The organism is Halorarum halophilum (assembly GCF_013401515.1).
Taxonomy (GTDB): Archaea; Halobacteriota; Halobacteria; order Halobacteriales; family Haloferacaceae; genus Halorarum; species Halorarum halophilum.
The window spans coordinates 590,719-602,748 of record NZ_CP058529.1 but is presented as its reverse complement, the minus strand read 5'-3'; the positions used below and the strand labels follow the sequence as shown (position 1 = coordinate 602,748).

The following is a 12,030-nucleotide window of genomic DNA, read 5'->3' as shown; positions in this document are numbered from 1 at the left end:
CGGGCACCGCGTCGTCCCTCCCGGATGACGCTGTACGACCTCACGCGACAGGTCGAGGACGGGATGCCGACGTATCCAGGCGACCCGGAGGTCCGCGTGACCCCGCACGCGACCGCCGACGCCGACGGGTACCGGGTGACCGCGCTCGAACTCGGTACCCACGCCGGGACCCACGTCGACGCGCCGAGCCACGTCCTGGAGGACGGGGCGACCCTCGGCGAGTTCGACCTCGACACGTTCCGGTTCGGCGCTCGGGTGGTGGACGTGCCGAACCTCGGACCCCGAGGAGTGATCACGCCAGAGGCCGTTCCGGACGCCGGCGTGGACCTCGTCCTGTTCCACACCGGCTGGGACGAACACTGGGGGACGGACCGCTACCGTGAACACCCGTACCTCTCGCGGGAGGCGGCGGAGCGCTGCGCCCGTCGCGGGTTGGCCGTCGGCCTCGACTGTTTCAGCCCGGACCCGACCCCCGACCCGAACGCCGAAGTCGGTGGGGGCGGTCAGGAGGAAGACGACCACGACCGCCGGAACTGGGCTCACGGTCGCCGGGACGACTACAGCGACTACGGAGCGCCAGCCCATCGCGCACTCCTGGGGGCGGAGTTGCTCGTGTTCGAGAACCTGGTCGGCCTCGGCCGCCTCCCGGAACGATGTACGGTCTCCGCGTTTCCGCTCCGCGTCGACGCGGACGGGGCACCTGCGCGGGTCGTCGCCGAGACGGGCACTAGGGGGGCGGAGTGAGTCGACGAACCGTCATCAGCGAGTTGACGAGTCGGTGCTGCGAACCCCCGTGTACCCCCGTCACACGGTCGGGAGACATTGAAAGCGTTTATACGGCAACCCGAACTACCGAGCAAGTACAACCTTCCCGGGGTCGTGACCCTCCCCGTCGTCAGGGATCTACAGCGGCGGGGAAGTCGAGCCGCCGGGAGGGAGGACCAGACAAATGTCAGTATACGTCGACTACGATGTACCCGCGGATCTCGCGGAGCGAAGCCTCGACGCGCTCGAGGTCGCCCGCGACACAGGAACCGTCAAGAAAGGAACGAACGAGACGACCAAGGCCGTCGAGCGCGGCAACGCCGACCTCGTCATCATCGCCGAGGACGTCGACCCCGAGGAGATCGTGATGCACCTCCCCGAACTCTGCGAGGAGAAGGGCATCGCCTACGTCTTCATCGAGACCCAGGACGACGTCGGCCACGCGGCCGGTCTCGAAGTCGGCTCGGCCGCCGCCGCGATCGTCGACGCCGGCGACGCCGACGACGACGTCGAGGACATCTCGGACAAGGTCGAGGAACTCCGGTAACCCACCATGTCGGCTGAAGAACAAGAGAGCGGCTCCACGCCCGCCGAGGTCATCGAGATCGTCGGCAAGACCGGGATGCACGGCGAGGCCATGCAGGTCAAGTGCCGCATCCAGGAGGGCGACAACCAGGGCCGCATCATCACGCGGAACGTCCTCGGTCCCGTGCGGGAGGGGGACATCCTCCAGCTGCGCGAGACCCAGCGGGACGCGGACTCCATCGGAGGTCAGTAACCAATGCCACAGCATCGAGACTGCGACTACTGCGGCGCGGACATCGAACCCGGCACGGGCACGATGTTCGTCCACACGAACGGGAGCATCACGCACTTCTGCTCCGCGAAGTGCGAGAAGAACGCGGATCTCGGGCGCGAGGCCCGCGATCTCGAGTGGACCGAGGCGGGGAGCGAATGAGCCACCACGACGAGCGCACCTTCGTCATGGTCAAGCCCGACGGCGTCCAGCGCGGCCTCATCGGCGAGATCGTCTCCCGTTTCGAGGACCGCGGCCTGAAGCTCGTCGGCGGGAAGTTCATGCGGATCGACGAGGAGCTCGCCCACGAGCACTACGGCGAGCACGAGGGCAAGCCGTTCTTCGAGGGCCTCGTCGAGTTCATCACCTCCGGACCCGTCTTCGCGATGGTCTGGGAGGGCGCGGACGCGACGCGGCAGGTCCGCGGAATGATGGGCGAGACCGATCCCGCCGAGTCGGCCCCGGGAACCATCCGCGGCGACTTCGGGCTCGACCTCGGCCAGAACGTCATCCACGGCTCGGACCACGAGGACGAGGGTGCGAACGAGCGCGAGATCGCCCTCTTCTTCGACGACGACGAACTCGTCGACTGGGACCTCGGCACCGCGGAGTGGGTGTACGAGGACGTCGGCGACCACTGATCCGACTCGCGGCTCCGTTCTTTGCGATCCGACGCCGAGTGACGGCCACCTCTCCTCACGTCTAAATTCTCACCCCGATTTACGGTTCTCGCGTCCGTACGCGAGCGCGTGACCCTCAGCGCACGCAATCGGCTGACCGGCACCGTCACGAACGTCGAGACGTCCGGCCTGACGGCCGAGGTGACGATCGAACTCGACGACGGACAGGAGGTCACGTCCGTCATCACGGCGAACTCCGTCGAACGGCTCGGCATCGAGGAGGGTTCCGAGGCGACGGCGGTCGTCAAGGCGACCGAGGTGATGGTCGACGCCTGAGTCGCCGCCGTCCGCACCGGGCGATCCACTATCTGAGGAACGTCCCAGCCGTACCCGGTCGAGAGCGTTCCCACGTCGAGCAGTCGCGTCGTCGGCCGGCGACCGCCGGTATCGGAAGGGTCCAAGTCCCCCCGCCACCACGTATCGCACATGGCCACGTTCCTCGCCGGCGGCACCGGCACGCCGAAGCTGCTGGAGGGTGCCGCCCCCGTCTTCGCCCCCGAGGACACCGTCGTCGTCGGCAACACCGGCGACGACGTGGAACTCGGCGGGCACCTCGTCTGCCCGGACATCGACACGGTGCTGTTCGCCGGCGGCGGCGTCCTCGACCGCGAACGGTGGTGGGGGATCACCGACGACACGACCGAGACCCACCGGGAACTCTCGCGCCTGGCCGAGGCCGCCGGCCTCGAAGGCGGCCCGCGGTACCTCCCAGACGAGGCGCAGACCGCCGGACGTGACATCGCGCGCTGGCGCCGCTTCTCCGGGGTCGCGGAGTTCATGGAGATCGGCGACCGCGACCGCGCGGTCCACGTCACCCGCACCTCGCTGCTCGACGAGGGCCACACGCTCACCGAGGTCACGCGGACGCTCGCGGACGCGTTCGACCTGGCCGTCGACCTCGTTCCGATGAGCGAAGACCCCGTGGCGAGCATCGTCCACACGCCCGACGGCGAACTGCACTTCCAGGAGTTCTGGGTAGCCGAGCGCGGAGAGCCGACCGTCGAGGACGTGGAGTTCCGCGGCGCGGTGGAGGCGACCCCGGCCGACGCGGCGCTCGAGGCCCTCGCGGACGACGTGATCGTCGGCCCATCGAACCCGGTCACCAGCATCGGTCCGATGCTCGCCGTCCCCGGAATAGAGGACGCACTGCGCGACACGCGCGTGGTCGCAGTCTCCCCCTTCGTCGAGGACGAGGCGTTCTCGGGGCCGGCCCCCGACCTCATGCGGGGCATCGGCTACGAGCCGAGCACCGCGGGCGTCGCCGAGGCGTACCCCTTCGCCGACGCGTTCGTGCTCGACGACGAGGACGGGACGGACCTCGACCGACCGACCGTCCGGACCGACACCCGGATCGACGACGAGGCGGACGCGGAGCGCGTCGCCCGCGCCTGCGAGGCCGCGCTGGAGGCCGTCTGATGTTCGAGCCCCGCGTGGCGCTCGCGTCGCTCTCGGGCGAGTCCGACCACGAGTGGGCGCGACGGGGTGAGGGGTTCGCCGGCGCGGCGTTCCTCGGCGGCATCGCCCTCGACGGACCGAGCAGGGACGCCGCCCGGGAGATGGTCGCCGACCGCGACCGGACCGAGTTCCTCCCACCCGATCCGCTCGGGTGGATCGACGACGAACTCGCCGCGCTCGCGGGGGCCGACCTCCGGCCGGCCGTGAACGTCCGGAGCGCGACGGCGGGTCCGGTCCGGGAGGCCGGGCGCATCTGTGCCGAACACGACGCGATCCTCGAGGTGAACGCCCACTGTCGTCAGGCGGAGCTCTGTGACGTCGGCTGCGGCGAGACGCTGCTCCGTGACACCGACCGACTCGCGGAGTACGTCGCGGCCGCGAGCGAGACCGGCGCCCTCGTTTCGGTGAAGGTCCGCGCCGAGGTCCCGGGCATCGACCTCCCTGAGACGGCTCGCGCGCTCGCGGCCGCCGGCGCGGACGCAGTACACGTCGACGCGATGGATTCGGAGGGGATCATCGCGGAGGTGGCCGACGCGGCGCCCGACACCTTCCTCGTCGCCAACAACGGCGTCCGAAATGCGGAGGCGGCGCGGGAGTACTTCGCGTACGGCGCCGACGCAGTGAGCGTCGGCCGGCCGAGCGACGACCCGTGCGTGCTCCGGCAGGTCCGGCGGGCCGTCGACGAGTGGTTCTCCGAGAACAGTGGAGAGGGTGGCGGAGGAGGAGAGGAAGGAGGCGGGCGACCGCGACCGTCGGCGTCGGGGCGGGAGGTCCGGCGGTGAGGGGGCCGGCGGCGAACGCCGAACTCGCGCTGCTGCTCGAGGTCGCGGGGACCCCGAAACCGGGGAACGTGGACCGTCGCTGCGACCTCGAGACGCTCCGCTTCGAACACTTCCTCGCGGGGGCAGTCGGCGCGCGCGAGGGGCTCGAACTCGCCGAGGACGGCGCACCCATTGGGGATGCGTTCGAGACCGCAGTGCTCGGAATGAGCGAGCAGTCCGGCGGGAACACGCAGTTTGGCTGCCTGCTCCTCCTCGTCCCGCTGGTGAAGGCCGCGACCGCCGGCGACCTCTCGCCTCGCGGCGTCGGGGAGGTGTGCGAGTCGACGACCGTGGCGGACGCCGCCGGCTTCTACCGCGCGTTCGAGCACGTCGACGTCGCCGTCGGCGACCCGCCGAAGGGGATGGACGCGCTGGACGTCCACCGGGGCGCCGACGCGGTCCCGACGCTCCGCGAACGCGACCTCACCCTCCTGGACGTGATGGCACGCTCGGAGGACGACGCGAACGCCCGCGAGTGGCACGAAGGGTTCCCACGAACGTTCCGTGCCGCCGAATCGATCGCGGCGGACGAGGGGCCCATCACCGACCGCGCCGCGAGGGCGTTCCTCGATCTGCTCGCGGAGACCGAGGACACGCTCGTCCGGACGCAGCACGGGGAGACGGTCGCACGCGAGGTGTGGCAGCGCGCCGGGAGGATCGACTCGCGGGCCGAGGCGGAGGAGTGGGCCGACGAACTGGTCGCCCGGGGGATCAACCCGGGGACGACGGCCGACCTCACGGCCGCGGCGCTGTTCGTCGCGCTCGAACGGGGGGTGGAGCCGTGAGCGAGGAGGGCCATGATGTGGGCGACGTCGCGGACGCGGAGTGGCCCGTCGACCTCGCGGGCGTCACCGAGTCCGTCGTCGCGACGCTCGGTCCGAACGACCTCTGGAACGTCGCGGCCCTGGGACTCCATGCGCCGGCCGCGGACGGCCGTCGGGCCAGCGAACCGGTCCGAGCACGGACGTGGGGCCGGACAAGAACCGCCCGGAACTTCGCGGCGCGGGGCGGGGGCGTCGTGCAGTTCGTCACGGACCCCCGGGACTTCGTCGACGCGGCGGTGACCGTCCGCGAGGAGCCCGAGCCCGTCCTCGACTCCGCAGACGCGTGGGTCAGAGTCGCCGTCGAGCAGGTGGGTGCCGGCGAGGACGGGGACACCGAGTGGATCGACTGGCACCTCCGACCCGTCGAGTCCTCGGTCGTATGCGAGGGCGTCCGGACCATCGACCGGGGGTTCGCCGCCGTCGTGGAGGCGACGGTGGCGGCCTCACGGCTCGACGTGGACGGCTACGACACGGACGAACTCCTTGACCGCCTCGTCTACTTCGCCGACGTGGTGGAGCGATGCGGCGGGCGCCGGGAGCGGGATGCGTTCGAATCGCTCTCCGCGGCGACCGGATGGCGGGAGCGCCGATGAACCGGCCCGGGAAACGCGATGAGCGTTCCGAACGCTTTTAGTTCGCGTCCGGCGACCGTATGCACATGGCGATCAAACCGAAGTACGTCAAGCAGCTCGCGAAGGTACTGCTCGAGCAGTATCCGCAGTCGTTCAACCAGGACTTCGAGACGAACAAGGAGAGCGTCACGACGCTCACGAACGTCGAGTCCAAGTCGGTCCGAAACCGGATCGCGGGCTACATCACGCGGAAGAAGGCCAGCGCGGCCGCGAACGCGGCGTAATCGGTTCTTCTCGCTTCGACCCCGGCGACCGCCAGCGACCGCCACCGGCACTGACCCACGACCGACAGTTTCAACGATGAGGCCGCCGCCGGTCCGGTATGTCACGACTCGCGGACGCGCTCGGGACGACACCCGTGCGCGCCTACCTGCTCTCGGTCGGGGGCGGCGTCGTCGCGCTCGTCCTCGGCTGTCTGTTGTTCCCGCGAACGGTGTACGACGGATTCGTCTGGCACTACTTCTGGGGGCCGGTGCAGGCCGACGCGAACAACGCGTACTGCGCCGTTCGTGAGGGGGGCGAGACGGCGTATCTGGACTCGGCCGCCGCCTGCCAGTCCGCGGCGGAACCGGTAGCCTATCCCGGCTACACGCTCGTCTCGGAGGTCGGCTACGTCGTCGTCCTGCTGGTGGCGCTCGCGGGGCTGGTGCTCCTCCTCCGCGAACTCGACCTCGGCGGCGACGTCGACTTCTTCTACGCGCTTGTCCCGTTCTTCGTCTTCGGCGGGGCGCTCCGCGTCCTCGAGGACGCCGACAACGCGCTCGGCGACTCGCTGTTCCCGTACCCCTGGGACACGCTGTTCATCTCGCCGATCATCTACTTCACCGTCTTCGCGCTCGCGCTCGTCGCCATCGTCGCCGCGGTCGGACTCGCCCGCCGCGGCGTCGTCGCCGATCACGATCGAGCGTTGCTGTGGGTCGGCGTCGGGCTGAACGTCCTCACCGTCGGCTACCTGTTCGCGCTCGCACTGGGGGGCGTCGGGCCGGTCACGTTCCACCCGCAGGTGCTGGTGGCCTCTCTCGCGCTCACCGCGGTCACGACGGCCGGAACGTGGTACGTCACCAAGCGGTACGTGCCGTGGATCCACCAGGGCACCGGGACGGCCGGCGTCGTCGTCCTCGCCGCCCACGCGCTCGACGGGGCTGCGAACGTCGTCGGCCTCAACTGGATGTCGGCGCTCGTCTACGGGGGCGGCTTCGTCCCGCAGCCGCCGGGCGTGAACGGGAACCTCGTCCCGAAGCACCCGGTGAACGAGGGAATCGTGAACATCGCACAGTCGACGTTCCCCCAGGTGGTCCTCGCCACGCTCGGCGACGCCTGGCCGTTCCTCCTCGTGAAACTCGTCGCGGCGGTCGCCGTGCTCGCCATCTTCGAGCGGGAGATGTTCGAGGAGTCGCCCCGCTACTCGGTGCTGCTCCTCGTCGCCGTGACTGCCGTCGGGATGGGCCCCGGGACGCGGGACATGCTCCGCGCGACGTTCGGGATCTAACCCGGCCTCTCTTGACGGGATCCTCGTCGCACGCGCCTTCGGCGCTCGATCCTCGAACCGCCGAAACCGGTCGGCCCCGATAATTTCGTTGCCGCGGGGTGGAACACCCACACCAGTGGTGAACCGCTCGCTTCGCTCGTGGATGCTCCCCACCTCGTCGACGCTCGATTCACAGACGGGGTTACCTAGAAGTCCTTACGGGAAGAATCGCCCGGTACTGAACGGACGGGTGTCGGAAAGGCACGGTTCACCGTGAGGGGTGAGAAACGAGGCAAGGACCCTGATTCAGGGCCTGCGAGTCCCGTTTCACGACCGACCGATACCGTTCGTAAGGCCAGCGACGGTTATTCGCCCTCTCTCACTTCGTGGATCTCGTCCGCGGTGAGGCCGTGTGCCTCTTCGTGGACTTTCTCGCCCGCTTCCTTGCTCGGCCCTTCGAAGAGACAGAAGACGGTCCCCTCGTCTTCGTCCACCCAGTACCGCTTGTATTCTACCCCGTGTTCGCCTTGAACTTCGACGTCCTTCTTGTGCGCCTCGATGACCTCTTCGACGCTCGCGTCGACGTCTTTGTGTACGTCCATATACAGAGGCATGACAACCGATAACACGAATGGCTCGGTGATAGCCGTGTTTCCCACTTTATACTCAGTCGGCTACCCTCCTCCGGAGTGTACTGTTCGCAGGTCTCTCTACAGACTAGTTCCCTTCAAGTACGTCGAGAGTAACGGCCGTCGGTCGCTCGACGGCGTCTTCGAGAACGATCCGATAAGTACCGCCGGAGCGTCAGGAGTGGTTCCGTTCCGAACTACTCCAGCACGACGAGCGGGTCGCCCATGTCGACGCTGTCGCCCTCGGCGACGAGCACCTGGCTCACGACGCCGCCGCGGTCCGCGACGACGTCGTTCTCCATCTTCATCGCCTCCAGCACGCACACCACGTCGCCGGCGGTCACCTCGTCGCCCTCCGCGACGTCGACCGAGAGGATGGTCCCCTGCATCTCGGCGGCGATCGTCTCGCCGTCGCCCTCGATGACGACCTCGTCCTCGGACTCCTCCGCGACGTCGGGGCGCTCCATCCGCCCGGCACCGCTCCCGCCCGACGGGTTCGGCACGGCCGGCGCGCCGCGCTCCTCGAGGCTCACCTCGAAGCGCTTCCCGTTCACCTCGACCGTGAAGTCGCGCTCGGTGACCTCCCCGTCCCCCTCCCCGTCCGATTCGCCCTCGGTTCCCCACTTCTCCTGGGCCTCGGCCACGCGTTCGCGGTCGAGTTCCTCGTCGAGGTAGTTCGTCGTGTGGGTCCCCTCGACGAAGCGTTCGTCCTCCAGCATCAGCCGGTGGAACGGGATGATCGTCACGACGCCGTCGATCTCGTACTCGGCGAGCGCCCGCCTCGAGCGCGCGAAGCACTCCTCGCGGTCGGCGCCCCAGACGATCAGCTTCGCGATCATCGAGTCGTAGTCGGTGACGAGGTCGTCGCCCTGTCGGAGCGCGTCGTCCATCCGGACCCCGATGCCGCCCGGCGGGTCGTACACGTCGAGCGACCCGCTGGTGGCGGGCGAGAAGTCGTTCGCGGCGTTCTCCGCGTTGATTCGGAACTCCATCGCGTGGCCCTCGAGGTCGACGTCGTCCTGCGAGAAGGCGAGTTCCTCGCCGGCGGCGACCCGGAGCTGTTCCTTCACGATGTCGATGCCCGTCAGCTCCTCCGTGACGGTGTGCTCGACCTGGATACGGGTGTTGACCTCGAGGAAGAAGAATTCGCCGTCCTCGACCAGGAACTCGACCGTCCCCGCGTTCGTGTAGTCGGCCTCGCTGACGCCGCGTCTGGCCGCCTCGCCGATGCGCTCGCGGAGGTCGTCGGAGAGCGCCGGCGAGGGACCCTCCTCGACGACCTTCTGGTGGCGGCGCTGGAGCGAGCAGTCGCGCTCGCCGAGGTGGCGGACGTTGCCGTGGTGGTCCGCGAGGATCTGGACTTCGATGTGGCGCGGGGACTCGAGGTACCGCTCGAGGTAGACGGAGTCGTTCGAGAAGTACGCCTCGCCCTCGCGCTTGGCCGACTCGAACTGTTCGTCGGCCTCGTCCGCGGACTCGACGACCTTCATCCCGCGGCCGCCGCCGCCGCCCTCCGCCTTGATGGCGATCGGGTAGCCGTACTCGTCGCCGAACTCGCGGACCTCGTCGGCAGACTCGGCGGGGTCGGTGGTGCCGGGGACGATTGGGACGTCGGCCGACTGCATCACCTTGCGGGCCTTGGTCTTCTCGCCGAGCGTCTCCATCGCGTCGCTGGACGGGCCGACCCACGTGATGCCGTCGGTCCCCTCGACCTTCTCGGCGAAGTCGGCGTTCTCGGCGAGGAAGCCGTAGCCGGGGTGGATCGCGTCCGCGCCGGCCTGTTCCGCGGCGTCGACGACTGCGTCCTGGTCGAGGTAGGAGTCGGCGGCCCGTGCGGGTCCGACGTTGTACGCCTCGTCGGCGTAGCGGACGTGCCCCGAGTGTTTGTCGGCCTCGGAGTAGACGGCCACGGTGTCGATGCCCAGTTCCTCGCAGGCTCGCATCACGCGCACCGCGATCTCCCCGCGGTTCGCGACGAGCACCTTGTCGAACATTCCTGGGGGATGGTACCCGGGTACGCCTACTCAAACCGTCGGTTCGAGTCGGGTCCATCCGTGAACCTTCTCGACGTGCGAGGCGAGGGGAGAACGCGGACCGACTCGACGCCGACGGTTCAGAACCGGTCCGTCCGACCCGACGCGGCCCAGGCGTCGGTGGGCGCGCCGTCGGGAACCCGCTTGGCGCACGGCTGCAGCGACGCGATCCGTCCGGCGAACGCCCAGCGCTTGCCGTCCCACGTCTCGACGTCGGATGCGGCGGCCGCCGCGGCCGCTGCCTCCTGGTCGCGGAGGTGGGCGCTCACGGCGGCCGCGATGGCGGCTGCCTCCCGGTCGTCGGCGGATTCGGGGATGTCGAGGTCCTCGGGGTCCATCAGATGGGGATGTTGCCGTGCTTCTTGTCGGGGAGCGAGTCGCGCTTCGACTTCAGCATCTCCAGATCGTCGACGAGCCGCGGACGGGTCTGCGGCGGTTCGAGCACGTCGTCGATGAACCCCTTGTCGGCCGCGGTGTAGGGGTTCGCGAACTCCTCGCGGTACTCGTCGATGAGTTCGTCGCGGCGTGCGTCGGGATCGTCGGCCTCCGCAAGTTCGTCCGAGTAGAGGATGTTGACCGCGCCCTGTGGACCCATCACGGCGATCTCGGCGCTCGGCCACGCGTAGTTCACGTCGCCGCCGATGTGCTTCGAGGCCATCACGTCGTAGGCGCCGCCGTACGCCTTCCGCGTGATGACGGTGAGCAGCGGCACCGTCGCTTCGGAGTACGCGTACAGCAACTTCGCGCCGTGGCGGATGATGCCGTTGTGCTCCTGGTCGGTGCCGGGCATGAAGCCCGGCACGTCCACGAACGTGAGGATGGGGACGTTGAACGCGTCGCAGAAGCGGACGAACCGCGCGCCCTTCTCGCTGGACTCGATGTCCAGCGTCCCGGCGTTCACGCGCGGCTGGTTCGCGACGATGCCGATGCTGTGACCGTCGAGGCGGCCGAACCCGGTGACGATGTTCTTCGCGAAGTCCGCGTGCGTCTCGAAGAACGACCCCTCGTCGACGACGCGGTCCACGACGTTCGTCATGTCGTAGGGCTTGCGCGGCTGGTCGGGGACGATGGAGTTGAGCTCCTCGTCGGCGCGCTCCGGGTCGTCCCACGGCTCGACGCGCGGCGGGTCCTCGACGTTGTTCTGCGGGAGGTAGGACAGCAGGCGGCGCATGTGGTCGAGCGCGTCCTCCTCGCTCTCCTCGGCGAAGTGGGCGACGCCGGAGGTCGATGCGTGGGTTGTCGCCCCGCCGAGTTCCTCGAAGGAGACCTCCTCGCCCGTGACGGTCTTGATGACCTCCGGGCCGGTGATGAACATGTGGCTGCTGTCCTTCACCATGAAGACGAAGTCTGTGATGGCCGGCGAGTACACCGCGCCGCCGGCACAGGGCCCCATGATGGCCGACAGCTGGGGGATGACCCCGGACGCCTCCGTGTTCCGCCGGAAGATCTCGGCGTAGCCGGCGAGCGAGCCGACGCCCTCCTGGATGCGGGCGCCCGCCGAATCGTTGAGCCCGACGACTGGCGCGCCGACGTCCATCGCCTTGTCCATCACCTTGCAGACCTTCTCGGCGAACACCTCGCCGAGCGACCCGCCGAAGACGGTGAAGTCGTGGGCGAACACGAACGTCTTCCGACCGTTCACCTCGCCGTAGCCCGTGACGACCCCGTCGCCGTAGATCTGCTGTTCCTCCATCCCGAACGTGTGCGTGTCGTGGGTCCGGAACTGGTCGAACTCGTGGAAGGTGCCGTCGTCGAGGAAGTAGTCGATCCGCTCGCGCGCCGTCATCTTCCCCTTCTCGTGCTGGCGCTCGATGCGGTCCTCGCCGCCGCCGAGGAGCGCCTCTTCCCGCCGCTCCCGGAGTTCCTCGATGCGGTCCTCCATCGTCATCGCGGACCACCCTTCGTGGACATTCGTTGGGGGGAGGTG

General features: G+C 69.1%; 15 protein-coding genes and 1 pseudogene. 12 read left to right on the top strand and 4 right to left on the bottom strand.

Going from position 1 to position 12,030, the window contains the following annotated elements; translation table 11 throughout:
• The first annotated feature begins 24 nt into the window (after positions 1–24).
• The 12 genes and pseudogenes from HUG10_RS03175 (at position 25) to HUG10_RS03120 (ending at position 7,462) form a co-directional block, all read left to right on the top strand.
• Positions 25–744 (top strand): cyclase family protein, encoded by a 720-nt coding sequence (locus HUG10_RS03175; protein ID WP_179168173.1) that lies wholly within the window; start codon positions 25–27, stop codon positions 742–744.
• 205 nt (positions 745–949) lie between these two features.
• Positions 950–1,312, top strand: coding sequence for a 50S ribosomal protein L7Ae (gene rpl7ae, locus HUG10_RS03170; RefSeq protein ID WP_179168172.1), 363 nt, complete (start codon positions 950–952; stop codon positions 1,310–1,312).
• Between the two features lie 6 nt (positions 1,313–1,318).
• Positions 1,319–1,543, top strand: a complete 225-nt coding sequence (locus HUG10_RS03165) for a 30S ribosomal protein S28e (protein ID WP_179168171.1) — start codon at positions 1,319–1,321, stop codon at positions 1,541–1,543.
• 3 nt (positions 1,544–1,546) lie between these two features.
• Positions 1,547–1,708: pseudogene (locus HUG10_RS03160) on the top strand (50S ribosomal protein L24e); the annotation flags it as partial.
• A gap of 11 nt (positions 1,709–1,719) precedes the next feature.
• The gene (gene ndk, locus HUG10_RS03155; RefSeq protein WP_179168169.1) at positions 1,720–2,202 is read left to right on the top strand and encodes a nucleoside-diphosphate kinase; all 483 of its coding nucleotides are present in this window, start codon (positions 1,720–1,722) and stop codon (positions 2,200–2,202) included.
• Positions 2,203–2,310: 108 nt separating this feature from the next.
• The gene (locus tag HUG10_RS03150; protein ID WP_179168168.1) at positions 2,311–2,517 is read left to right on the top strand and encodes a TOBE domain-containing protein; all 207 of its coding nucleotides are present in this window, start codon (positions 2,311–2,313) and stop codon (positions 2,515–2,517) included.
• 150 nt (positions 2,518–2,667) lie between these two features.
• Positions 2,668–3,657: a 2-phospho-L-lactate transferase gene (gene cofD / locus HUG10_RS03145; protein WP_179168167.1), complete on the top strand. Its 990-nt coding sequence runs from the start codon at positions 2,668–2,670 to the stop codon at positions 3,655–3,657.
• Complete coding sequence (locus HUG10_RS03140) at positions 3,657–4,478, top strand: tRNA-dihydrouridine synthase (RefSeq protein ID WP_179168166.1); 822 nt, start codon at positions 3,657–3,659, stop codon at positions 4,476–4,478. Before cofD ends, HUG10_RS03140 begins: the two co-directional genes overlap by 1 nt.
• A complete protein-coding gene (locus HUG10_RS03135) occupies positions 4,475–5,302 on the top strand; it encodes a triphosphoribosyl-dephospho-CoA synthase (protein WP_179168165.1) in 828 nt (275 codons plus the stop codon). Before HUG10_RS03140 ends, HUG10_RS03135 begins: the two co-directional genes overlap by 4 nt.
• A complete protein-coding gene (locus HUG10_RS03130) occupies positions 5,299–5,934 on the top strand; it encodes a DUF447 domain-containing protein (protein WP_179168164.1) in 636 nt (211 codons plus the stop codon). Before HUG10_RS03135 ends, HUG10_RS03130 begins: the two co-directional genes overlap by 4 nt.
• Positions 5,935–5,999: 65 nt before the next feature.
• Entirely contained in the window at positions 6,000–6,197 is a 198-nt protein-coding gene (locus tag HUG10_RS03125; RefSeq protein WP_179168163.1) for a 30S ribosomal protein S17e, read from the top strand.
• Between the two features lie 98 nt (positions 6,198–6,295).
• A complete protein-coding gene (locus tag HUG10_RS03120; protein WP_179168162.1) occupies positions 6,296–7,462 on the top strand; it encodes a DUF63 family protein in 1,167 nt (388 codons plus the stop codon).
• A gap of 344 nt (positions 7,463–7,806) precedes the next feature.
• Here the strand turns inward: HUG10_RS03120 and HUG10_RS03115 are convergent, their stop codons facing one another.
• The 4 genes from HUG10_RS03115 to HUG10_RS03100 form a co-directional block, all read right to left on the bottom strand.
• On the bottom strand, positions 7,807–8,043 hold the full coding sequence (locus HUG10_RS03115) for a DUF4242 domain-containing protein (protein WP_246310208.1): 237 nt from the start codon (positions 8,041–8,043) through the stop codon (positions 7,807–7,809).
• 224 nt (positions 8,044–8,267) lie between these two features.
• Positions 8,268–10,064, bottom strand: coding sequence for an acetyl-CoA carboxylase biotin carboxylase subunit (locus HUG10_RS03110; RefSeq protein ID WP_179168161.1), 1,797 nt, complete (start codon positions 10,062–10,064; stop codon positions 8,268–8,270).
• Between the two features lie 119 nt (positions 10,065–10,183).
• Positions 10,184–10,441 (bottom strand): acc operon protein, encoded by a 258-nt coding sequence (locus tag HUG10_RS03105; RefSeq protein WP_179168160.1) that lies wholly within the window; start codon positions 10,439–10,441, stop codon positions 10,184–10,186.
• The gene (locus HUG10_RS03100; RefSeq protein ID WP_179170982.1) at positions 10,441–11,985 is read right to left on the bottom strand and encodes an acyl-CoA carboxylase subunit beta; all 1,545 of its coding nucleotides are present in this window, start codon (positions 11,983–11,985) and stop codon (positions 10,441–10,443) included. Before HUG10_RS03100 ends, HUG10_RS03105 begins: the two co-directional genes overlap by 1 nt.
• Positions 11,986–12,030: the final 45 nt, after the last annotated feature.